This is a genomic window from Aureimonas phyllosphaerae, from assembly GCF_047943035.1.
GTDB classification, from domain to species: Bacteria; Pseudomonadota; Alphaproteobacteria; order Rhizobiales; family Rhizobiaceae; genus Aureimonas; species Aureimonas phyllosphaerae.
Genome location: NZ_CP181348.1, coordinates 2,843,162 through 2,865,761 on the forward strand (window position 1 = coordinate 2,843,162; position 22,600 = coordinate 2,865,761).

21 protein-coding genes are annotated in these 22,600 nt (G+C 66.9%); 12 read left to right on the plus strand and 9 right to left on the minus strand.

The genetic code is table 11. The annotated features are described in order from the left end of the window. Nucleotides 1–18 precede the first annotated feature (18 nt). From ispH to rnhA, 3 genes are read left to right on the plus strand one after another with little or no spacing between them, the layout of a single operon-like run. Complete coding sequence (gene ispH / locus ACLNGM_RS13490) at nucleotides 19–1,050, plus strand: 4-hydroxy-3-methylbut-2-enyl diphosphate reductase (RefSeq protein WP_416355313.1); 1,032 nt, start codon at nucleotides 19–21, stop codon at nucleotides 1,048–1,050. 1 nt (nucleotide 1,051) lies between these two features. Beyond that, a complete protein-coding gene (locus ACLNGM_RS13495; protein ID WP_416355314.1) occupies nucleotides 1,052–2,032 on the plus strand; it encodes a homoserine kinase in 981 nt (326 codons plus the stop codon). Beyond that, the gene (gene rnhA, locus ACLNGM_RS13500; protein ID WP_416355315.1) at nucleotides 2,029–2,496 is read left to right on the plus strand and encodes a ribonuclease HI; all 468 of its coding nucleotides are present in this window, start codon (nucleotides 2,029–2,031) and stop codon (nucleotides 2,494–2,496) included. Before ACLNGM_RS13495 ends, rnhA begins: the two co-directional genes overlap by 4 nt. A gap of 3 nt (nucleotides 2,497–2,499) precedes the next feature. Here the strand turns inward: rnhA and ACLNGM_RS13505 are convergent, their stop codons facing one another. Both ACLNGM_RS13505 and ACLNGM_RS13510 read right to left on the minus strand, forming a co-directional pair. Beyond that, nucleotides 2,500–2,985, minus strand: coding sequence for a peroxiredoxin (locus tag ACLNGM_RS13505; protein ID WP_416355316.1), 486 nt, complete (start codon nucleotides 2,983–2,985; stop codon nucleotides 2,500–2,502). 42 nt (nucleotides 2,986–3,027) lie between these two features. Next, the gene (locus ACLNGM_RS13510; protein ID WP_416355317.1) at nucleotides 3,028–4,017 is read right to left on the minus strand and encodes a protein-disulfide reductase DsbD domain-containing protein; all 990 of its coding nucleotides are present in this window, start codon (nucleotides 4,015–4,017) and stop codon (nucleotides 3,028–3,030) included. On the opposite strand from ACLNGM_RS13510, the gene ACLNGM_RS13515 reads away from it, so the two are divergent. After that, nucleotides 3,904–4,500, plus strand: a complete 597-nt coding sequence (locus ACLNGM_RS13515) for a YqgE/AlgH family protein (protein WP_416355318.1) — start codon at nucleotides 3,904–3,906, stop codon at nucleotides 4,498–4,500. The genes ACLNGM_RS13510 and ACLNGM_RS13515 overlap by 114 nt on opposite strands. A 24-nt stretch (nucleotides 4,501–4,524) precedes the next feature. On the opposite strand, the gene ACLNGM_RS13520 is transcribed toward ACLNGM_RS13515, so the two are convergent. Genes ACLNGM_RS13520 through thrC form a run of 4 tightly spaced genes read right to left on the minus strand, consistent with a single transcriptional unit; the run spans nucleotide 4,525 to nucleotide 10,794 of the window. Continuing rightward, complete coding sequence (locus ACLNGM_RS13520) at nucleotides 4,525–7,416, minus strand: EAL domain-containing protein (protein WP_416355319.1); 2,892 nt, start codon at nucleotides 7,414–7,416, stop codon at nucleotides 4,525–4,527. Nucleotides 7,417–7,457: 41 nt separating this feature from the next. Continuing rightward, nucleotides 7,458–8,066: a GNAT family N-acetyltransferase gene (locus ACLNGM_RS13525; protein WP_416355320.1), complete on the minus strand. Its 609-nt coding sequence runs from the start codon at nucleotides 8,064–8,066 to the stop codon at nucleotides 7,458–7,460. Between the two features lie 14 nt (nucleotides 8,067–8,080). Next, nucleotides 8,081–9,388 carry a M16 family metallopeptidase gene (locus tag ACLNGM_RS13530; protein ID WP_416355321.1) on the minus strand — a complete coding sequence of 436 codons (1,308 nt, stop codon included), beginning with the start codon at nucleotides 9,386–9,388 and terminating at the stop codon, nucleotides 8,081–8,083. Continuing rightward, on the minus strand, nucleotides 9,385–10,794 hold the full coding sequence (gene thrC, locus ACLNGM_RS13535) for a threonine synthase (RefSeq protein ID WP_416355322.1): 1,410 nt from the start codon (nucleotides 10,792–10,794) through the stop codon (nucleotides 9,385–9,387). Before thrC ends, ACLNGM_RS13530 begins: the two co-directional genes overlap by 4 nt. A 122-nt stretch (nucleotides 10,795–10,916) precedes the next feature. On the opposite strand from thrC, the gene ACLNGM_RS13540 reads away from it, so the two are divergent. Continuing rightward, nucleotides 10,917–11,474, plus strand: coding sequence for a hypothetical protein (locus ACLNGM_RS13540; RefSeq protein WP_416355323.1), 558 nt, complete (start codon nucleotides 10,917–10,919; stop codon nucleotides 11,472–11,474). Between the two features lie 4 nt (nucleotides 11,475–11,478). Here the strand turns inward: ACLNGM_RS13540 and ACLNGM_RS13545 are convergent, their stop codons facing one another. Next, on the minus strand, nucleotides 11,479–12,162 hold the full coding sequence (locus ACLNGM_RS13545) for an HAD family hydrolase (protein ID WP_416355324.1): 684 nt from the start codon (nucleotides 12,160–12,162) through the stop codon (nucleotides 11,479–11,481). Nucleotides 12,163–12,321: 159 nt separating this feature from the next. On the opposite strand from ACLNGM_RS13545, the gene ACLNGM_RS13550 reads away from it, so the two are divergent. After that, a complete protein-coding gene (locus tag ACLNGM_RS13550; protein WP_416355325.1) occupies nucleotides 12,322–13,458 on the plus strand; it encodes a site-specific DNA-methyltransferase in 1,137 nt (378 codons plus the stop codon). On the opposite strand, the gene mutY is transcribed toward ACLNGM_RS13550, so the two are convergent. Then, nucleotides 13,455–14,549 (minus strand): A/G-specific adenine glycosylase, encoded by a 1,095-nt coding sequence (gene mutY, locus ACLNGM_RS13555; protein WP_416355326.1) that lies wholly within the window; start codon nucleotides 14,547–14,549, stop codon nucleotides 13,455–13,457. The two genes, ACLNGM_RS13550 and mutY, sit on opposite strands and share 4 nt — an antisense overlap. A 43-nt stretch (nucleotides 14,550–14,592) precedes the next feature. On the opposite strand from mutY, the gene ACLNGM_RS13560 reads away from it, so the two are divergent. From ACLNGM_RS13560 to ACLNGM_RS13585, 6 genes are all read left to right on the plus strand, one after another. Continuing rightward, entirely contained in the window at nucleotides 14,593–15,342 is a 750-nt protein-coding gene (locus ACLNGM_RS13560; RefSeq protein WP_416355327.1) for a glycosyltransferase family 25 protein, read from the plus strand. Further along, complete coding sequence (locus ACLNGM_RS13565) at nucleotides 15,339–16,565, plus strand: O-antigen ligase family protein (RefSeq protein ID WP_416355328.1); 1,227 nt, start codon at nucleotides 15,339–15,341, stop codon at nucleotides 16,563–16,565. The genes ACLNGM_RS13560 and ACLNGM_RS13565 overlap by 4 nt, the downstream gene beginning before the upstream one ends. Further along, on the plus strand, nucleotides 16,562–17,089 hold the full coding sequence (locus ACLNGM_RS13570; protein ID WP_416355329.1) for a DUF721 domain-containing protein: 528 nt from the start codon (nucleotides 16,562–16,564) through the stop codon (nucleotides 17,087–17,089). Before ACLNGM_RS13565 ends, ACLNGM_RS13570 begins: the two co-directional genes overlap by 4 nt. Before the next feature lie 84 nt (nucleotides 17,090–17,173). After that, nucleotides 17,174–17,914 carry a DsbA family protein gene (locus tag ACLNGM_RS13575; RefSeq protein WP_416355330.1) on the plus strand — a complete coding sequence of 247 codons (741 nt, stop codon included), beginning with the start codon at nucleotides 17,174–17,176 and terminating at the stop codon, nucleotides 17,912–17,914. 141 nt (nucleotides 17,915–18,055) lie between these two features. Continuing rightward, nucleotides 18,056–20,734 (plus strand): pyruvate, phosphate dikinase, encoded by a 2,679-nt coding sequence (ppdK, locus tag ACLNGM_RS13580; protein WP_416355331.1) that lies wholly within the window; start codon nucleotides 18,056–18,058, stop codon nucleotides 20,732–20,734. Nucleotides 20,735–20,810: 76 nt separating this feature from the next. Next, nucleotides 20,811–21,656: a DUF1499 domain-containing protein gene (locus ACLNGM_RS13585; protein WP_416355332.1), complete on the plus strand. Its 846-nt coding sequence runs from the start codon at nucleotides 20,811–20,813 to the stop codon at nucleotides 21,654–21,656. A 9-nt stretch (nucleotides 21,657–21,665) separates the two neighbouring features. On the opposite strand, the gene ACLNGM_RS13590 is transcribed toward ACLNGM_RS13585, so the two are convergent. Then, entirely contained in the window at nucleotides 21,666–22,571 is a 906-nt protein-coding gene (locus tag ACLNGM_RS13590) for an MBL fold metallo-hydrolase (protein ID WP_416355333.1), read from the minus strand. Nucleotides 22,572–22,600: the final 29 nt, after the last annotated feature.

Genomic DNA, 22,600 nt, shown 5'->3' on the forward strand with positions numbered 1-22,600 from the left:
AACGCTTCCCCGGAGACGATGTTGACTGCGATCGAGGACAAGCCGCCTCTCACGATCCGCCTGTGCGAGCCGCGAGGCTTCTGCGCCGGCGTCGACCGCGCGATCCAGATTGTCGTCCTGGCGCTCAAGCGCTTCGGCGCGCCGGTCTATGTCCGCCACGAGATCGTCCACAACAAGTACGTGGTCGACGGTTTGCGCCAGATGGGCGCGGTCTTCGTCAAGGAATTGGACGCGATTCCCGACGATGGACAACCCGTCGTGTTTTCGGCCCACGGTGTGCCGAAATCGGTGCCTGTCGAGGCCGAGCGGAGAGAACTCCTCTACCTCGATGCCACCTGTCCGCTCGTCTCGAAGGTCCACAAGCAGGCCATGCGTCACATGCGGCTCGGCCGGCAGGTGCTCCTGATCGGCCATCGTGGGCATCCCGAAGTCGTCGGCACGATGGGTCAGCTTCCCAAAGGGGCAGTGACGTTGATCGAGACCGAAGAGGACGTTGCGGCCTACCAGCCGGCTGATCCGTCCGCGCTCGGATTCGTCACTCAGACGACCCTGTCGGTGGAGGACACGGCCGGAATCATCGAGGCGCTACAGCGCAAGTTCCCGGAGATGCAGGCGCCTTCATCGGAATCGATCTGTTACGCGACGACCAATCGCCAGGACGCGGTAAAAGCGTCGGCCGCGGGCGCCGATCTCTTCCTGATCGTCGGCGCGCCGAACTCGTCGAACTCGCGTCGCCTCGTCGAGGTGGCCGAGCGGGCTGGGGCGGCTCGCGCGCTTCTGGTTCAGGGGAAGCAGGATGTGCCATTGAGCGAGATCGCGCCGGGCGCGGTGATCGGCATGTCGGCGGGGGCCTCGGCTCCCGAAGTCCTGACGGACGAGATCATCGCCGCGCTGCGCGAGCGGTTCGACGTTCGGATCGAGCTCGTGCAGACCGCCGTCGAGAACGAAAACTTCCCCGTCATGCGATCGCTGCGCGACGTGCCGCTCACGTCGGCGGACATGGCCTTCGTCAACGGCGACCGGCCGCTGCCGAACGTCCGGCAGGTCTGACATGGCGGTCTATACGGAAGTCGCCGAAGGCGACCTCGCGGCCTTCCTTTCACGCTACGATGTCGGGCGCCTCCTCAGCTACAAGGGCATCGCGGAAGGGGTCGAAAACTCGAACTTCCTGGTGCGCACCGACGGCGGCACCTTCATCCTGACGCTCTATGAAAAGCGTGTTGATCGAAACGATCTGCCGTTCTTCATCGGACTGCTGCAGCATCTGGCAGCACGCGGCCTTTCGTGTCCGCTCCCCGTGGAACCGCGTGAGGGAAGCACGCTCGGCGAGCTCGCCGGACGCCCGGCCGCGCTCTTCACATTTCTCGAGGGCATGTGGACACGTCGGCCGACCGCCGAGCATTGCCGCGATGTCGGACGCGCGTTGGCGGACCTTCATGCGAAATCGGCCGATTTCGAGCTCGTTCGGCCCAACGCGCTGTCGGTCGACGGCTGGCGGCCGCTCTTCGAAGGCTGCGGCACTGATGCCGACAAGGTGTCCGACGGATTATCCCTTGAGATCGCGACCGAGCTCGCCGAGCTCGAAAGCCGCTGGCCGACCGACCTTCCCGGTGGAGTAATCCATGCGGATCTCTTTCCCGACAACGTGTTCTTTCTTTCGGGAGAGCTTTCGGGACTGATCGACTTCTACTTCGCCTGCAACGATATCCTCGCCTACGACCTCGCGATCTGCCTCTGCGCGTGGTGCTTCGAGGTGGATGGCGCCTTCAACGTCACGAAGGGCCGCGCGATGATCGAGGGCTATGACGCGGTGAGACCGCTTTCGGACCGGGAACTCGAGGCGTTGCCGCTGCTGGCGCGCGGCGCTTCGCTGCGCTTCCTCCTGACGCGTCTCTACGACTGGATCCACATTCCCGACACATCCTTCGTCACCAAGAAGGATCCGCGGGAATATCTGCGCAAGAACCGTTTCCATCGCGGCGTCGCCTCAGTCGCGGATTATGGTTTCAGACGCCAGGGACCCTCGGTATGAGCGAGACATCACGGGTCGATATCTTCACCGATGGCGCCTGCTCAGGCAATCCGGGTCCCGGCGGCTGGGGTGCGATCCTGCGTTTTGGCGACACCGAGAAGGAACTCTCCGGCGGCGAGCCGCTGACCACCAACAATCGGATGGAACTGCTTGCGGCGATCGAGGGACTGACGGCCCTCAAGCGGGGTTGCTCGGTGCATCTCCATTCGGATTCGCAGTACCTGCGCGATGGTATCACCAAGTGGATCCACGGCTGGAAGCGGAACGGCTGGCGCACGGCCGACAAGAAGCCGGTCAAGAACGCCGAACTTTGGCAGCGGCTGGATGAGGAGCGTCAGCGTCACGAGGTGACGTTCCACTGGGTCCGCGGCCATGCCGGCCACCTGGAGAACGAGCGGGCCGACGCGCTCGCGCGCGCCGGCATGGAGCCCTTCAAGAAGGCTCGGCGCTCGGCAACGGCCTGATCGTCAGATCTGTGCCAGAAGGGTCTCGGCCGAAGACGTGTCGGCCTGGCCGGGGCTCGGCTCGATGTTCAACTGCCGGACCACGCCATCTTCGACCAGCATGGCATAGCGCTTCGAGCGCACCCCGAGGCCGCCGGCCGAGAGATCCGCGTCGAGCCCGATCGCCTTGGCGAATTCACCGTTGCCATCGGACAGGAACAGGATGCGGTCTCCGGCTTCGGTGGCTGACTTCCAGGCCTTCATCACATGGACGTCGTTGACCGCAACGACCGCGATCGTGTCGACGCCCTTGGCGCGCAGAGCATCGTTGTGCTCGAGAAAGCCGGGAAGATGATTCATCGAGCAGGTCGGCGTGAAGGCGCCCGGCACGGCGAAGAGCACCACGCGCTTTCCCGAAAAGATATCGCCCGTCGTCATGCTGGTGGGGCCGCCCTCGCCCGGCACGCGGAACGAAGCGTCGGGCAGGCGATCGCCAATGGAAATGGTCATTCGGATACAGTCTCCGTTATCGATCGCCGAACCCACGACGTCTCACCGTGGTGCGATCGGTACAGCACGAGATAGTTGCGCGCGCTCGCCTTGCGTCAACAGGACATCGGCCGAACCCGCACGCTTTCCGTCCGACGGACGTGCGATGACCGGTATCGACAGCGAACTGACCGGGTCGGCATGCGTCGGGACCGGGACGCCGAAGGCCCATCCGTCCCCTGCCGAAACGAAGGCATCGATCGCTGCACCAGTCTGTTCAGGAGCAATCACATCGACGAGCAGCGCGGTCGCGTCCGCGCTCCAGCGAGCGCTGCGCACGGTGAGCGGACCCGTCGCGGCCGGCACGGACGCGTCGGCTCGCGCGACGAGCGCCCGGTCGGAAAGGCTTCGGCTGGGATCGGCCGAAAGCTCGGCCTGAACCGGGACGCAGAGTTCGCGGCAGACGCCGAGAAAGGCGCGAAGATGCAGGTGGGGCATGGGTCCCGTCGCTTGTGCCTCGATCGGCAGGTCCACGGAGTCCGAGTAACCGATGCTTTGCGCGTCCCCCTCCCGAAAACGATCAGGAACCGGAAAGGCAACCGTGACATCCTTGAGATCGACGCATCCGGACAGATCCAGCCTTGGTGCGAGGCCGACGGGACCGGGGGCGATCCAGTAGGTCTTCCAGCCGGGATCGAGCTCGATCGACAACGCACCGCGGAGGTGACCGTCTGCCTCCGCTGGCAGAGCCGTGAGGCGAAGGGTCACGCCTTCCTGTCGAAAGACATTTTCCGGCGTTGCGCCGCCTGCTGCAACCGCTGGAACCGGGGCCAGGAGGAGGGCGGTCGCCATCATCGCAAGACGGCCAAGACCTTCGGTGCGGACGCAGGTGCAAAACCGCCGGGACATGTCTATCTTCCCCTCATGGACCTTGAAAACATGCGCAGCCAATCGACCGACGACACGCCTTCCCTGGAAGGCCATTTTCTGATCGCGATGCCGGGCATGCATGATGAGCGCTTCGCCCGGAGCGTTGTCTACGTCTGCGCGCATTCCCCGAACGGGGCGATGGGTTTCATCATCAATAAGGCGCAGCCCTTGAGCTTCCCGACGCTGCTGACGCAGCTCGAAATCGTCGAGAGCGCCGACGACATTCGCCTGCCGCAGAAGGGCAGGGAAGTGTCGGTCTGCAACGGAGGACCGGTCGAGCAGGGGCGCGGCTTTGTCCTCCATTCGGATGACTACGATTCGGAATCGACCGTCGAGGTGGACGACGGTATCTCCCTGACTCCGACGCTCGACATTTTGAAGGCCATATCGAGGGGCGAGGGGCCGACCCACGCCATCATGGTACTGGGCTATGCCGGATGGAGCGCGGGACAGCTGGAGTCCGAGATCGCCGCCAACGGCTGGCTGACCTGCGCGGCCGACCTCGACATCGTCTTCGCCAACGAACTCGACGCGAAGTACTCGCAGGCCCTCGCAATCCTCGGTGTCGATCCGGTCTTCCTCGCGGCCGAAGCCGGTCACGCCTGACGGGGCGGCACCCGCCGCATTCGATCAGGCGGAGCCGCGTCGGCCGCCGCGCTCCTGCAGGCGGCGCCGTGCCTCCTCGGCCGTCAGGGGATGGCCGTACATGAAGCTCTGTGCGTACTCGCAGTTCAGCTTTCGCAGCTGAGCGGCGTCCGTGTCGTTGTCGACGCCTTCGGCCACCACCGCCAGCCCCAGCTCGTGCGCCATCGTCACGATGGAGTGGACGAGGATCGAGCGCTGCGGCACTTGTTCGCCGCGCAGAAACGACTGGTCGATCTTGAGTGTGTCGAAGGGGAAGCGCATCAGGTAGGCGAGCGAAGAGTAGCCCGTTCCGAAGTCGTCGAGCGACAGGCCGACGCCCATCTCCTTCAGCCGCTCCAAGAGTTTGGCGGAGCGCTCGGGATTGTCCATCACCAGCGACTCGGTCAGCTCCAGCTTCAGCGTTTCCGGTACCAGGTGATAGCGCTTCAGGATCTGCCGAACGTCGTTCAGGAGGTCCTGGCGGATCAGCTGACGGCTGGAGATGTTGACCGAGCAGAACAGCTTCGACTGACCGGGAAGTCGCTGCCAGTCGGCCAGCCGTCGCGCCGCCTCGTCGAGCGCGAACTGGCCGAGCTGGACGATCAGGCCGGTGCTCTCGGCCAGCGGAATGAACTCCGCCGGCGAGACGAAGCCGCGCTTGGCATGGTTCCAGCGCATCAACGCTTCGAAGCCGGCAATCTCACCGGTCGACAGCTTGATGATGGGCTGGAACGCGAGCGACAGCTCGTTGCGACCGAAGGCGCGCCGAAGATCGGACTCCAGCTCGACCCGGCCGGAACTATGCGTCTTATAGGCCGAGCGGAAGGGCTCGATACGATCGCCTCCCAAACGCTTCGCCTGGTACATCGCAAGTTCCGCCTCGCGCAGAACCTCGTCGGCGCCGGCGCCCTCGGTCCAGCCGGTGAGGCCGATCGAGGCAGTCAGGATGATGTCCTGGTTGGCGAAGGTGATCGGCGCGCGTACGGCGTCCCGCAGCGTCTCGGCGAAGGCCCCGACGGCTGCGACGTCGCTCTCCGACATGAGGATGACGCCGAACTGGTCGCTTGACAGCCGCGCCAGCGAGTCCTGCGGCTTGAGGACACGCTTCAGGCGGCGGCCGACGGTCAGCAGGATGGTGTCGCCGGTGGCGATGCCGAACTCGTCGTTCACCTGCTTGAAGCGGTCGATGTCGACCATGAAGAGGGTGGGGCGGACGTCGGGGCGCGTCGCCGCGAGACACGAGATCGAGTCGAGCCGGTCGATGAAAAGCTCGCGGTTGGGAAGGCCGGTCAACTGGTCGTGCAGCGCATCGTGGAGGAGGCGCTCTTCCGCCTTCTTGCGCTCCGTCACGTCCTTCAGCGTGCCGACGCAACGCACCACCTCGCCATTGCTGCCGAGCACCGGACGGGCCTGCAGGCTCATCCAGTGATAGTGGCCGTTGTCGTCGCGCACCCGGAAGTCCTGTGCGATCCGGCCGCGTCGGTGCTCGAGGATCGTGTCGAGCGTAATCTTGAAGCGATCGCGGTCGTCGGGGTGAAGGATCGGCAGCCAGTCGCGAGCGGGACCGTTCATCGCCGCGACCGGCATGCCGTCGAGACCTTCGGTGTCGCAACCCGCGAAGATCCGATCGCGCGCGACGTCCCAGTCCCAGATCGCGTCGCCTGTTCCGGCCAGCGCCAGCGAGCGCCGCTCCATGTCCGACAGGAGCCCTCCGGCGAACGAGCCGCCCGCGAAGGCGTGCTGCATGACGGTGAAGCCGATCAGAAGCACGATGAGGACGAGACCACCGCCGAGCGCCGGCTGAATGATGTCGTTGTCGATGCGTCCCGTGACCGTCAGCCATCCCGCCGCGATCCAGACGACGATCAATAGCCATGTCGGGATCAGCATGATTGCGCGATCGTAGCGCATGGCCGAGAGGTAGAGGATGAGGAGCAGTCCGAACCCGGCCGTCGCCGTCATCGACATGCGCGCGATGCCGGCCGCCATCGGCGGATCGAAGGCCGCGAGCACGCCGAGCGCGCCAAGCCCCACCAGCCAGAGCGCAGTGAAGGCCGACAGGATGCCGTGCCAGCGGTTGAGGTTGAGGTAGGCGTAGAGGAACACGACGAGCGTGAAGGCGAGCGCGACCTCGGTGCCCGCTCGCCATATTCGCTCCTGCCCCGGCACGATCGGCACCAGTTTCTGCCAGAAGTCGAAGTCGATGCAGATATAAGCCAGCACCGCCCATGCGAGCGCCGCGGTCGCGGGGAACATCGGCGATCCCTTGACCACGAAGAGAATGGTCAGGAACACCGCCAGAAGACCGGCGATGCCAAGGACGATGCCGCGATACAGCGTGAATGCGTTCACCGTGTCCTTGTAGGCGTTCGGTTCCCACAACCGGATCTCGGGCAGCCGATCGGACGAAAGCTCGGCCACGAAGGTGATGATGGCGCCGGGATCGAGCGTCACCAGGAAGACGTCGGCCTCGGGGCTCTCCTGGCGATCGAGCGCGAATCCTTCGGACGGCGTGATCGCGGCGATGCGCTGCGAGCCGAGATCGGGCCAGAGGAATCCGGAGCTGGCGAGACGGAAATGGGGCGCGACGACGATCCGGTCGATCTGCTCGTCCGAGTTGTTGGACAACGCGAAGACGGCCCAGTCGCCAGATGGTGTCGCGGCGGTCGACTCGACCTCGATGCGGCGCACGATGCCGTCCGCGCCGGGCACCGTCGAGACTTGGAAATTGCGACCCCGGTCGCGAAAGATCTCGACCGCCGGCTCAAGGTCGATCGCGATGTCCTCGCGACCGATGGACACCGGAGACAACGCGTGGCTCGGCCCCGCCGCCAGACACGCGACGAGCAGCGTCAGCAGGCACAGGATTTGGCGGGCGAGACGGAAGGTTTGCGGCATCGAGCGCGTTCGGGCCTTTGTTCGCGAAGGCGAAGGAATGGTCAGCAAGCCGATGGCGGGATGCGGCCCAGCATCCGGTCTTCGCAGAGAATCGAGTAGAGCAGGTGATCCTCCCAAACACCGGCTATTTTGAGATACTGGCGCAGATGCCCTTCGCGCGAGAAGCCGGATTTCTCCAGAAGCCGTATCGACGCGGGATTGCGTGGCAGGCAGGCAGCCTCCAGCCGATGCAGCCGGAGCACCTCGAAGGCGAACTCCATCACCGCTTCGACCGCCTGCGTCATGATCCCACGCCCTGCGAAGGGCTGGCCCATCCAGTAACCCAAAGTTCCGGTCTGGGCGACGCCTCGCTGGATGCGACCGAGGGTCAGGCCTCCCATCAGCACGGCTCCATCGCGGTCGAACACAAAGTAGGTGTAGCTGGTCCTTTGCCGGGCATCCAGTCGATAGCGCCGCAGCCGCAACCGGTAGGAACTGCGATGGAGCTCGTCCACAGTCCAACTGGGTTCCCAAGGTGTGAGGAACGCGCGGCTCCGCGCACGAAGGTCGCGCCATGCCTCGTAGTCGGCGGCGCGCGGAAGCCGTAGGAGGACGCCGGGCCCCGTCAGCACAGGCTGAGCCGCTGGCTGAACCCAGTCGAAGAAGGCCATGGCGGTTCGCTCGTCTAGATCGAAACGAGTTTGCGGACCGGCGCGGATGCGGAACTGACGGCAACGCCCCTGGCGATCTCGCCGATGTCGGGAAGGCGCGAGACCGGGCCGATCGCGGCGAGCGTCGGGGTCGTGCCGAGGAACGTGCGGGCCGCAAGGTCCGTGAGGCGCGGCGCATCGATCGCGGCCAGTCGCTCGAGGAGTTCGGCGTTCTCGAGCACCGCGCCCTTGAACATCAGCTGGCGCGCGATCTGCCCGGCACGGGAGGCGGGGCTCTCCTGGCTCATCAGGAGGCTAGAGCGCATCTGCGCCCGGGCGCGGTTCACTTCCTTCTCGGTGATGCCCTCGGTGGCACGCACCAGTTCGGACACGATCACCGGCGCGAGCTCGGCCATCTCCTCCTCGCCGGTCGCGGCATGCACGCCGAAGATGCCGGTGTCGGAGAAGCTCCAGTGAAACGCCGAGATCGCGTAGCAGAGGCCGCGCGTCTCGCGGATCTCTTGAAACAGGCGGGACGACATGCCGCCGCCGAGAATAATCGAGAGCACCTGCGCGGCATAGAAATCGCGCTGGTAGTAGGGTCGACCCGGAAAGCCGAGCACCATCTGCGCGTCGGCGAGATCGCGTTCCTCGCGGAAGTCGCCGCCGGTATAGACGGCAGGCGCGCGGCGATGCGTTCCCTCCGCCGAGGAGGCCGACGATCCGAACGCCGCTTCGACGCGGCGCACGACGTCATCGTGCGACACGGCGCCGGCGGCCGAGACCACCATCTGGTCGGGCGAGTAGTGACGTTTCAGGTAGGCGCGAATTTCGGCCGGGGTGAAGCCGCTGACGCTCTCGCGCGTGCCGAGGATCGGACGCCCGAGGATCTGGTCGGCATAGGCCGCGCTCTGGAAGTGGTCGAAGACGATGTCGTCCGGCGTGTCCTCGGCCGCACCGATCTCCTGCAGGATGACGTGCTGCTCACGCGCCAGCTCTTCCTCGTCGAAGCGAGAGTCGAGGAGGATGTCGGTGAGGATGTCGACGGCGAGCGGCACGTCGTCCTTCATGACGCGGGCATAGTAGGCGGTGGTCTCGACGCTGGTCGATGCGTTGAGCTCGCCGCCGACGTCCTCGATCTCTTCGGCGATCTGGCGCGCGCTGCGCCGGCTCGTGCCCTTGAAGGCCATGTGCTCGAGAAGGTGGGCGATCCCGTGCTCGCCCTTGGCCTCGTCACGCGCCCCGGCCTTGACCCAGACGCCGAGCGCCGCGCTTTCCAGCGTCGGCATGGTTTCGGTGGCGATCGTCAGCCCGTTGGAAAGACGCGTGATCTCGACGCTCATGCAGCGGCCCCGAGGCGCACGGCGCGGCTGCGCTCGCGAATGTACGCCTGGAGTGCGTCCAGATCGTTGGGAAGGACGTCGAACCGTTCGCCCTTCGTCATCAGGTCAGCATGGCTCGGGGGCAGGGGCGGCTCGGTGCCGCAGGCCGCCTTGACGGACGCGGGGAACTTGGCGGGATGCGCGGTGCCGAGCGAGATCATCGGCACGTCGCCCATGCGCTTTTCCGCAACGGCGACGGCGACCGCCGTGTGGGGATCGAGGAGATAGGCGGTCGACGCCAGCTGGTCGCGGATCGTCTCGGCCGTTTCGCCCTCGCCGGTGCGCCCGGCGTCGAACTCGGCACGGATGTAGGAGAGGATGTCGTCGGGCACGGTGAAGGCGCGGGACTGCTTGAGCTGGTCCATAAGCCGGCGAATCACACCCGCGTCACGCCCGCTCGCCTCGAACAGCAACCGCTCGAAGTTCGACGAGATCTCGATGTCCATCGACGGCGACATGGTGGCGTGGACGCCTTCCATCTCGTAGCGCCCGGTGCGCAGGCACCGCTCCAGAATGTCGTTCTCGTTGGTGGCGACGATCAGACGCTCCACCGGCAGGCCCATGCGCTTGGCGGCGAACCCGGCGAAGATGTCGCCGAAATTGCCGGTGGGCACCGTGAACGAGACGGGCTTGCGAGGCGCGCCGACGCTGGCGGCGGCGGTAAAGTAGTAGACGATCTGGGCCATGATGCGAGCCCAGTTGATGGAGTTGACGCCCGACAGCGCGCTTTCGCGGCGGAATGCGGCGTCGTTGAACATCGCCTTCACGAGCGCCTGGCAGTCGTCGAACGTGCCCTCGATCGCGACCGCATGGACGGTGTCCGAACCCGCCGTCGTCATCTGGCGCTGCTGGACCGGCGAGACGCGGCCCTTCGGGAACAGGATGAACATGTCAGTGCGGTCGCTGGCGGCGAAGGCTGCGATCGCTGCGCCGCCGGTGTCGCCCGAGGTCGCGCCGACCACGGTCGCACGCTGGCCGCGCTGGGCGAGGACATGGTCCATCAGCCGCGCCAGGAGCTGCATGGCGACGTCCTTGAAGGCCAGCGTCGGGCCGTGGAAGAGCTCCAGCACGAAATGACGGTCGCCGATCTGCACAAGCGGGGCGACCGCCGGATGGCGGAACGTCGCGTAGGCTTCGCGAACCATGCGCTCCAGCGCGTCCGGCGCGATCTCGTCACCGACGAACGGCTTCAGGACTTCGAGAGCAACCTCGGCATAAGGGCGGCCGGCAAAGGAGGCGATCGTTTCCGGGGCGATCTGCGGCCAGGTCTCAGGCACATAGAGGCCGCCGTCGCTGGCGAGGCCCGCAAGGAGAACGTCGGCGAACCCGAGGACCGGAGCTTCGCCCCGCGAACTGACATATCTCACGATAACTCCCAAACCTTCGGTTCGGCAAAACCGGGCGCCGCGGATTTCGCGTCCCGCCCGGTCGAAACCCGGATAGGGGCCTGATATAGAACGGCTCGACACGGTATGGGAAGAACCGCCGCATGCATATGTCCAAGCTGATCTTCGCACGCAACGCCGCCGGCCTCGTTCTGGCGGGCCTCGCGCTCGGCGCCTGCAGCACCTCCGGCGGCGGCGGCGCGTCGGTGGCTCCCGCGCCGGTCCGGGCGGCCTCGAGCGAGGGTACGGTGCCGGACTACTGTCCGCAGGTGAGCCTTCGCGAGGGCACGGCCATCCTGCGCAAAGGCGAGGGCGACAATCTCCAGTACATCGCCTCGATCTCGGGCACGACGCGCTCGTGCCGCGTGCGGGATGGCCAGCTCTACATGGAAGTCGGCATTGCCGGTCGTGTGGTTCCGGGGCCGGCCGCGCGGTCCGGCGAGGTCCAGTTGCCGATCCGCGTTGCGATCCTCGACGCCAACCAGCTCGTCTACAGCCAGCTCGGCCAGCAACCGGTCGGAGTGACCCCGGCCGGCGGAGCGCAGGACTTCCGCTACGTCGACCGGGCGATCCGCATCGCCGTGCCGAAGGGCCGCTCTCTCGTGGTCTATGCCGGGTTCGACGAAGGCCCGCAGAGCGGCGCAAAGCGTCCCGGCTCCTGACGCGTCAGACCTGTTCCCAATCGGCAAAGGCCTCGACGACTGCGGGGAACTCCGAGAGGCGCCGGATCACCGTTTCGGCGCCGGCGTCGGTCAGCGAGTCCGCGTGGCCGGGGTAGGTGTGGCTCGCCCCGACGAAACCGACGACGCGGCAGCCGGCTGCCGCCGCCGCGGCGACACCGTGCACCGAGTCCTCCAGGACGATCGTCTCGGCGGGCTTGGCGTCGAACTCGCGGCAGCCGTAGAGATAGACATCGGGCGCCGGCTTGGTCTTCTTCGTGCCCACCTCGCGGGCCGGGAAGACGTAAGGCCGGAAGCGGTCCCACAGCTTCACGCGCTCCAGCATCATCTTGAGCCGTTCGCCGGATGAATTCGAGCAGATGGCGCGCGGCAGATCGATCCGATCCAGCATCTCATGGACGCCCGCGATCGCCTCGACCTCGGCGGCCAGGCGTTCGTCGAGCGCCTGCCGCTGCCGGTCGTTGTAGTCCTCCGGCAGGCGGATGCCCGCCTCTTCCTGCAGGAGCTCGGCGATCCGGTCCTGCGTGAGGCCCGCAAAGCGCTCGGCGATCTCGGAGGGCGGGATATCGTAGCCGACCTCCTTCAGCATCTTCGAGTCGACCTTGGCCGAGATGATCTCGGAATCGACGAGGACGCCGTCGCAGTCGAACAGCACGAGGGAAAGCGGCATGGGGATGCCCTCCGGCACTTGGAAACGAAACGGTGAGGGGAGACGCGGACGCGGTAGCACAGGGTCGGCGACCTGAACACCCGGCGCGGGTTCACCGATCATTAAGCTCGTTCGGTAACCATGTGCTCGTGAGTTCAGTCGCGAGTCCAAGGTAGCCCGATGTCGAAACTGCAGACCCTGCACCGTCTTCCCGTCGAGCTTTCCGCCAAGCCCGAATGGTTAAACACCATCATCAAGGGCGACTGCGTTTCGCGCATGGCGGCGCTGCCCGAGAAGTCGGTCGACGCGATCTTTGCCGATCCGCCGTACAACCTTCAGCTCGGTGGCGACCTTCACCGGCCCGACCAGTCGAAGGTCGATGCGGTGGACGACGCCTGGGACCAGTTCGAAAGCTTCGCCGCGTACGACGCTTTCACCCGTGCCTGGCTGCTGGCGGCGCGGCGCCTCCTCAAGCCGAATGGAACGATCTGGGTGATCGGCTCCTATCACAACATCTTCCGCGTCGGCGCGATCATGCAGGACCTCGGCTTCTGGATCCTGAACGACGTCGTCTGGCGCAAGAGCAACCCGATGCCGAACTTCCGCGGCCGGAGGTTCCAGAACGCCCATGAGACCATGATCTGGGCGTCGAAGAATGCCGACGCGAAGGCCTACACGTTCAACTACGATGCGATGAAGGCAGCCAACGACGACACGCAGATGCGGTCCGACTGGCTGTTCCCGATCTGTTCGGGCGGCGAGCGGCTGAAGGACGACGACGGGCAGAAGGTCCATCCGACGCAGAAGCCGGAAGCACTGCTGGCGCGCATCATCCTGTCCTCGACGAAGCCCGGCGACACGATCCTCGACCCGTTCTTCGGCACGGGCACGACGGGCGCCGTCGCCAAGCGGCTCGGGCGCAACTTCGTCGGGATCGAGCGCGAGGACGATTATATCGACGCGGCGACCGACCGCATCCTGTCGGTCGAGCCGCTCGGGGCGGACATCCTGCGCGTCGCGGCCGGAAAGCGCGCCGAACCGCGCGTGCCTTTCGCCAGCCTCGTCGAGTCCGGCCTCGTCACGCCCGGGACCGAGCTGACCGATGCCAAGGGGCGCTGGCGTGCGAACGTGCGCGCCGACGGCACGATCGCTGTCGGCGGCGAGGCGGCCTCGATCCATCGGATCGGCGCGAAGGTCCAGGGTCTCGACGCCTGCAACGGCTGGACCTTCTGGCACGTGCGGGAGAACGGGCGACTGCGCGTCATCGACGAGCTTCGCCAGATCGTGCGCGACCAGATGGCCGGCGCGCCGGCCTAAGCCACTCCGGCCCGCTCGAGCACCCTGCGCATCAGGGTCGGCAGGGCCTCGTTCGCGAGGCTCTCGGGAGAGGCCCACCAGCCCTCGATCGGCGGATCGTCCGTCCGATCGGCGACCCAGACTTCGAGCGTCAGGTCGAAATGGGTGAAGCCGTGCGGCACGAAGCCGGCGAGATGCCAATCGCCGGCGACGGGCGCGGCCTCGGCGCCTGTCGCGCCGTCGCCACGCGAGCTCCAGGCGGTCGTCGGCGGCTCGCTCATGCTGCCCAGCAGACCGGCGGCCGGGCGGCGGCGCAGCCAGACCGCACCATCTGCCGGTCGGCGCAGAACGAAGGCGGCGCCAACGCGGGCGGGCTTCGCGCCCTTCGCCGCCTTGACCGGAAACGCCTCCTGTCGGCCCTGCCGGCGCGCCTCACAATGATCGGTTACGGGGCATAGGACGCAGGCCGGCTTGCGCGGCGTACAGATCGTGGCGCCGAGATCCATCATCGCCTGCGCGAAATCGCCCGGTCTCGTCTGCGGCGTCAGTTCCCGGACGAGCGCCCGGATCGGCTTGCGGGCCGCTGGCAGAGGCGTTTCGATGCAGGCGATGCGCGTGGCGATCCGTTCGATATTGCCGTCGACCACCGCCGCCGGCTCGTCGAAGGCGATCGCGGCGACGGCGGCCGAGGTGTAGTCGCCGACCCCGGGCAGCGAGCGAAGCTGCGCGGCGGTCTCGGGGAAACGTCCGCCTCGCTCGCCCGCGACCACGCGGGCGCAGGCAAGGAGATTGCGGGCGCGTGCATAATAGCCGAGGCCGGCCCAGGCACCCATCACCTCGGCATCTTCCGCGGCCGCCAAGGCTTCGACGGTCGGCCAGCGCTCGGTGAAGGTCGCGAAGTAACTCTTTACCGCCGCGACGGTGGTCTGCTGCAGCATGATCTCCGACATCCACACGCGATAAGGATCAGGGCGGATGCCGGCCCGAAGGTCGGCGGGGGCGACGCGCCAGGGCAGGGTGCGGGCATGCCGGTCGTACCAATGGAGGAGGGCGGCGGCGAAACGCCCGTCGATGCGGTCGGGTTGACTTCCCTCCGGGGGCCGTCCATCCAACCGCCCTTCCGGGCCTTCATCGCCCCTCGTTCGGGCCGGCATCGTGCGTATCGATTTCTTCGTCATCAATCTCGACCGGTCGCCCGAGCGCCTCGCGGACATTCGCGCCGACATGGCGGCTGCTGGCATCGACCTGATACGGGTCGCCGGGGTCGATGGGAAGGCGATCCCGGAGGCCGAACGCGACCTGCTCGATACGCCCCGCTTCCTGCGACGCCACGGCAAGAGGCCGGCGGCTGGCGAGTATGGTTGCTATCTCAGCCATCTCAAGGCGATCGAAGCCGTTGCAGCCGGTGCAGCCGAGGCCGGCGTCGTGTTCGAGGACGACGTTCGCCCGCGCCCGGAGATGCTGGCGGTCCTTCAGGCGCTGGCATCCCGGGACGACTGGGACGTCGTGCGCTTTGCCCATCACAGGCGGCCCTCGCGACGTCGATTGCGGGTGCTTCCCGAAGGCAGGACGCTGGCGGCCTCGTTTCACGGTCCGACGGGCAGCGCGGCCGCCTATATCGTGCGCCGAACCGCCGCACAGCGGCTCGCGGAAGCGTTGAAGCCTATGTCGCTTCCGTTCGACGTCGCGATTGAGCGCGGGTGGGACACGAAGCTCCGAACGTTCGACATCTGGGACGATCTCGTCGCTTTCAGCCAGCGCTCCAAGACCAGCCAGATCGAGGTCGGCGGGCGCTACGGCTCCCGCAAGCTGAAGCCCTGGCGTCGTCTGCCGACGCTCGTCTTCCGCGCAAGCGAACTGGTGCGCCGGATCGCTTATGCGTTCGCAGCGGAGCGGGCGAGATGACGGTGAAGACGCTGCTCCTCCGCCGTCGCCGATGGGACCCGATGGTGCTCGCCGTCGGCATGCTCTGCCTGTCTCTGCTGATCTCGGTGGGCAAGATCGCGTTTCTCTTCTTCTCCGTCTGCGGTCTGTATCTCGCGCTTGCGCGCCCCCGCTCTTGGCGCGGCGCGCCCGTCGTCTTCACGAGTACGCTTGCCGCCTGGGCGATCTGGCAGATCGGCCTCAGCCTCGTGCGCGGCGAATCCCTCGATGGGAACCGCGTCCTGTCGTATGCCGGTCTCGAGTTCGCCTGCGCCCTCCTTCCGCTCGGCCTCGGTCTCGTGCGCCATCCGGCGCATGCCCTGGCCTGGGGCGCGCGGGTCGGGGTGATCGCACTGGTGATCCTGGCTCCGATCGACTATGCGATGACCGGTGCGCGCGTCGGCCTCGGCAAGAACGAAGCGATCTTCGCCTTCGTGGTCGGCGCCGTGGCCATTGCGGCGCGGCTGCCGACCGGTGGGCGATGGCGCTTCCTTCCGGACGGGCGGTTCTGGACCTATCTCGGGGCCGTTCCGATCGTCCTCAGCGGCACCCGCGCCGCCATGCTCCTCTTCGTGGTCGTGGCGCTCCTCGACCTGCGCCGCGCGCTTCCTCGTCTGCGGGCAACTGGAAGACGGGCCGCGATCGCGCTGGTCGCGGGCATCGTCGCCGCGATGACGGCGGTCGTGCCGGTCGGCGGCTTCCTGCTCGACCGCATCGAGTCGGGCATCTCGGAGATGGAGGCCTACGAGGCGACGGGCTTGGCGGTCGGCTCGGTGGATACGCGCATGGCGATGTGGTCGTCCGCGGTCCGGGTCCTTGCCGAGCATCCGTTCATCGGCGTCGGCGGCACGGCGCGCATGGACCTCGTGGCCGAGGAAGCAGGTCCGAACGCGCGTGAGATCCTGCGCTACCAGCACCTGCACAATCTCGTCCTTGATGAGGCGCTGTCGAGCGGGCTTGTCGGCGTTCTGCTCATGTCGGGGGCTGTGGTGACCTTCCTCTCGGGCGCATTCCGCCGCGCGGACGATCCGGTCGTGCGGGATGCCAGCGTCGCGCTGGTTGCCTTCACCCTCGTCTTCGGACTCTTCCACGGCGTTCTTCTGAACGAATGGATGGTGCTGGTCGCCTTTGCGAGCATGGCGGTGATCCTCACCGAACTGCGCCGAAGACGACCATTCGGCGGTCTGCCGGCGGTCATGCCGTGAGTTCGAAGTCGCCTTGGGGGCTGCGACGGGCGGCTCGGCCGATCGGCGATCTCGTGTCGCAACTCGTCGAGCCCGTGGTGGCGCGCAAGGCCGGAATGTCGCTCGACCTGATCGGGGCGTGGCCGGAGATCGTCGGGCCCCGGCTCGAGGAAGGCTGCCGGCCGGAGAAGCTGGTCTGGCCGAAGGGCTACGGCGACGAGACGACGCCGCCGGCGACCCTCGTCATCGCGTGCGAAGGTGCGTTCGCGCTTCGGCTCCAGCACGAAGTCGAAACGATCCTCTCGCGCGTGAACGACTATTTCGGCTATCGCGCGGTGGACAAGATCAAGATCGTGCAACGCGCCGTTCGGCAGGTGCGACCGAACCGAAAGCCGCCGGTCGGGCCGCTGACGGCGAGCCATCGCGACACGATCCGGGAGGCGACCGCACGCATCGAGAGCGACAACCTGCGCAGGGCGCTGGAACGGCTGGGTGAGAGCGTCCTGCGACGGAACGCCGTCCGCCCCAAGGGCGACGGGCGCTGAGGCGCACGTTGGATCGCCACATTTGATCGCCTACGTGCCATAAGCGAAACCGAATCGTGGCTTCTGCGAAAGGCTGATCACTCGATGCTCGTCTCCTCGACCCGCACCCGGACCTCCAACCCGCGCGCCCGTGCGCTGCTCGCCGGCCTCCTGACTGCTGGGCTGGCGCTTGGAAGCGCGGCGCCAGCTTTCGCGCAGACCGAGACCCCGGCGGCAGCGGCACCGGCTGCCGCTCCGCAGACCAATCCTTCGGCCGTGACGGCTCCGAACGCCGAAGGCACCGTGGACGTCGCGAAGCTCATGGCTCCGCAGGCGCTGCCGGACATCGTGATCGGCAAGGCGGACGCACCGGTCACCATCATCGAGTACGCCTCGATGACCTGCAGCCACTGCCGCGACTTCCATTCCGAAAGCTATCCCAAGATCAAGGCGGACTATCTCGATACCGGAAAGGCGAAGCTGATCCTGCGCGAATTTCCGTTCGACCCGCGTGCGCTCGGTGCCTTCATGCTGGCGCGCTGCGCCGGCGACGACAAGCGCACCGCGATGGTCGATGTCCTGTTCGACCAGCAGCGCGAATGGGCCGGCGCGGAGAACGCCTCCGCCGCGCTTCTCAAGATTGCCCAGCTCGCCGGCATGACGCAGGACCAGTTCGCGGCCTGCCTCAAGGACACCGAACTTCAGGGCAAGGTCGTCGCGGTGCAGGCCGCCGGCCAGAACGATTTCGGCGTGTCCGCCACCCCGACCTTCTTCGTCAATGGCGACAAGTACTCCGGAGCCCTGTCGGCCGACGAGATGGCCGCGGTGATCGAGAAGCACCTCTAGCCCTTGCGTTTGCGCCTGGCAGAATCCAGCCGGGCGCAAAACTTTTGCAGTGCAGCAATTGGCGCAGGCGTTAGATTGACTTATGTCTGGCGCCGGTAGTTCACATTGCGCTCGTTCGAGCCGCGACGGCGTCGGTTTTCCATGGCCAAGAGACTGTTCACGTTCATGCGTGGCACTGCGGACCGCACGGCGGATCCGGCAGAAGCGCTCGGGCTGAAGGGCTCCAACCTCGCGCTGCTCGCATCGCTGGATCTTCCGGTCCCGCCGGGCTTCACGATCTCGACCTCGGCTTGGCGCGAGGCCGAGGGAAGCGAGACGCTCCCGCCGGCGCTGCGCAACGAGGTACTCGCCGCGATCGAGTGGCTTGAACGCGTCACGGGGCGCACGCTCGACGGCGCCCAGAAGCCGCTGCTTCTCGCGGTGCGTACCAGCGCACGCTCCGTCATGCCCGGCTTGGCCGATTCGGTGCTGGACCTCGGTCTCAACAGCCGAACGGTGGAGCTTCTGGCGCGAGAACTCGGCGATGTCGGCTTCGCGTTCCGCGCCTATCGTCGCTTCATCGAAAGCTATTGCAGCCTGATCCATGCGGTGGATACGAGCGACTTCGAAGAAGTTGCCGAGACCGAACGCCTCCGCGCAGGCTGGCAGGGCGACGAGCCGCATTCCCTGGTCGACTGGCGAGGGTTGATCGCGGCCTATCTGCGCTTCGTCGAAGACGAAGTCGGCAGTCCGATGCCGCAGACGCCGCTGGAGCAGCTCTACCAAGTCATCGACGCGAGCTTCGCCAGTTGGCGCGGCCCGGTCGCGCGCGCTTTCCGACTGGCCCACGGAATTGCCGAGAATGCCGGCGTTGCCGTCACCGTGCACGCCATGATCTTCAACGAACGCGGCGAGAAGTCAGGCACGGGACGCGCGCTGTCGCGCGATCTGAAGACCGGCGAGCCGCGCCTCACCGGCGAATTCGTGTTCGGGAACCGGGACGGAGCGAGCCCGGCCGGGGTCAGCGAGCCTTTGAGCCTCCAGCGGATCGACGCGGAACCCGAACTGTTTCCGGCCGACCTTCGTGCGTTGACCGACTATGTCCGCCGCATCGAGGCCCATGTCGGAGATGCGACCGAGGTCGACTTCATGGTCGGCGACGGCGAGCTGTTTTTCCTGCAGTCGCGCATCGCCCGGCGCAACGTCGCGGAAGCCATCCGCGTCGCGGTCGAGATGGTGCGGGAAGGGCAGATTGCGGAGGAGGACGCCCTCCTTCGCATCGAGCCGTCCTCGCTCGATCAGCTGCTTCACCCGACGATCGAGCGCGGGGAGGAGGTCCTCGTCATCGCCAAGGGCATGCCGGCCTCGCCGGGCGCCGCGAGCGGCGAGATCGTCTTCTCGTCCGAACGGGCGATCGCCGTGGCGGCGGAGGGTCGCAAGACCATCCTCGTGCGAAACGAGACGCTGCCCGAGGACGTTCACGGGATGCACGTGACCGAAGGCGTGCTGACCGTGCGCGGTGGAACGACAAGCCACGCCGCCGTTGTGGCGCGCGGCATCGGCAAGCCGTGCGTGACGGGCGCCGGATCGCTTCGCATCAACCAGGAGGCCGGAACCGTCATCGCTCTCGGCCGCACGTTGCGTGCGGGCGACCAGATCACGATCGACGGAACGTCCGGCGAGGTGATCCTCGGCTCGCCGAAGCTGAAGCGCCCGTCGCTGACCGGCGATTTCGCCACGCTCATGTCGTTCGCCGACCGGGCACGGCGCATGGAGGTCCGAACCAACGCCGAGACACCGGCCGAAGCCCGCGCCGCGCGTGCCTTTGGCGCCGAAGGCATCGGTCTCTGCCGCACCGAGCACATGTTCTTCGAAGGCGAGCGCATCTCGATGATGCGGGAAATGATTCTCGCATCCGACGAAGCGGGTCGCCGCGCGGCACTCGAACGCCTCCTGCCGATTCAGCGGTCCGACTTCATCGAGCTCTTCGAGATCATGGCCGGCATGCCGGTGACGATCCGCCTTCTCGATCCGCCGCTCCACGAATTCCTGCCGAAGGGCGAGCAGGAGATCGCCGAAACCGCCGTCATGCTCAGCATGAGCCCGGCCGTCGTGGCCGAGCGGATCGAGGCGCTGCACGAGTTCAACCCGATGCTCGGCCACCGCGGTTGTCGCCTGGCGATCTCGCATCCCGAGATCGTGGAGATGCAGGCCCGCGCCATCTTCGAAGCGGCGATCGAGGCAGGCGAGCGCAAGGGTAAGGCCGTGGTCCCGGAGATCATGGTGCCGCTGGTCGGCCTCCGGCGTGAACTCGATTTCGTGAAGGCGCGCATCGAGCGGATCGCCGAACTCGTGAAGCAGGAGCGCGGCAAGAGCGTCGACTATCTCGTCGGCACCATGATCGAACTGCCGCGCGCCATCGTGCGGGCCGACACGATCGCCGAGGTCGCCGACTTCTTCTCGTTCGGCACCAACGACCTCACGCAGACGGTCTACGGCATTTCCCGCGACGACGCGGCGAACTTCCTGTCGACCTACGAACGCCAGGGCATCATCGAGCGCGACCCGTTCCAGTCCCTCGACATCGAAGGCGTCGGCGAACTCATCGCGATGGGCGTCGAGAAGGCCCGGCGCACGCGCCCGGACATCTCGCTCGGCGTCTGCGGCGAGCAGGGGGGCGATCCGAACTCCATCGCCTTCTTCGAGCGGACCGGCCTCGACTACGTCTCCTGCTCACCCTACCGCGTGCCGATCGCGCGTCTGGCGGCCGCGCAGGCGGCGATCCGCTTCGAGCGGGCGCTTCGCGCTGCGGCGGCGCCCAAGACGCGCGGCCGGCATTGATCTGGCGCAGCGCCCCCGTGTCGCCGTCCCTGGCGCTGCGCTAGGATCGGCGGCAGCAGGTATCGGAGCGAACGACTTGGCCGGACACTACATCAGGACACGAGCCCGCACGGCCGGTTGGGCATGGAGCTTCGCCGCCTTCGCGGTCGCGCTCATTCCTGTCGGCATCGTCCTGTTCCGGCTCAACCTGCTCGATCTGCAGAACCTATCGTGGACGCTTCTCCTGGCCGGCGGCCTCGCCGCATTTGGCCTTCTTCTGGCACTGATGGCGATCGCCAAGGTCTGGCGCCGCGGCGCAGTCGGCGGCGGCCGGGCCGTCTCGGCTCTCGTCGTCGCCAGCATCGCTCTGCTGCCGTTTGCCGGCGCGGCCTTCCTGTACCGTCAGTATCCCGAAGGCTCCAGCGCCGAGACCGCCGGGCTGGTGGATGCTGCCCTTGCGCCGGTCGCATCGGCGCCAGCTTCGCCCGATGCGGTCCTCGCCGGTCGCGATTACCAGGCGACGGCGTCGATGGTCTACGAGGCGGCGCGCACCGCGCTGGAGCAGGAGGGCATCGAGATCACCGATGTCGCGAGCAGCCTCACACCGCCGCGGGACAGCGAGGATCTTGGCGTCAGCGGTACCGTACAGGTGCCGGTCCCGACGCTTCGCGGAAGCCTGGCGGCCGAGGCGCCGGATCGCTTCGCCATGAAGGACGCCCGCGAATACACGATCCAGGCCGTCGCCTATGCCCCAATCTTCGCCTTCCCGAGCGACGTGACGATCCGAATCGCGGAGGAGGGGGCGCAAACCTTCATCGACATGCGGTCCGCTTCGAGGGATCTTGACCGCGACCTCGGCCAGAACCGCCGGATCATCGTGTCGTTCCTGAACGGTGTCGACGAGGCGATGCGAGCCGCCGAAGGCATCGTTCCCGAGGAATAGCGCCGCCGTTCAGACCGGTCGAAAGCGACTGGCCAGGCCGAACGGTCCTTCCGCGACGATCAGCCCCCGCTCCATCAGGCTTTCGAGATGAGCCAGGACGGAGAGCGCCGCCGCGCCGTGCAAACGCGGGTCCGTGGTGTGGTAGATCGCCGCCACCATCTCCGGCACGCCGTCGAGGCCGGCGCGCACCTTCTCGAGAACCGCGCTTTCACGCATCCGCCTGTGGGCCCGCAATCCCCGCACGAAGGCGGCGGGGTTTTCGACCGGACCGCCATGACCCGGCAGGTATCTGCGGTCCGAACGCGCCAGAAGTCGATCGAGCGACCGCATGTAGTCCGTCATCGAGCCGTCCGGCGGCGCGACGATGCTTGTCGCCCATGCCATGACATGGTCGCCCGAGAACAGGAGGCCGGACTCCTCCAGCGCGAACGCCATGTGATTGCCGGTATGCCCCGGCGTGTGGATGCCGCGCAGCCTCGTCCCGCCGAACACGATCTCCGAACCTTCCTCCACGACGATGTCGGGCGCGAAGGCGGTATCGGAGGCGGCATCGAGCGGATTGATCTCGCCTTCGAGCAGCGGCCGGGAGGTGCGGTGCGGTCCCTCCGCCACGAGCGGCGCTGATGTGGCTCGCGCCAGAGCGGCGGCGAGGCCGGAATGATCGAGGTGCGTGTGGGTGACAAGGATCGCATCCACTGGCCGCCCGTCGATCGCCGCCAGCAAGGCCGCCAGATGGTTTGTATCGTCCGGTCCTGGGTCGACCACGACGAGGCGCTCACGGCCGATCAGATAGCTGTTCGTCCCGTGAAAGGTCATGGGTCCCGAGTTGGGGGCGGTGACCCGCACGATACCGGTCTCGATCGCGACCGGCTTCCCGTGCCGAGGGTCGAAACGCTGGTCCAGATCAAGACTCATTCCATTACCCTTCAGCGATCCCGTCCTCC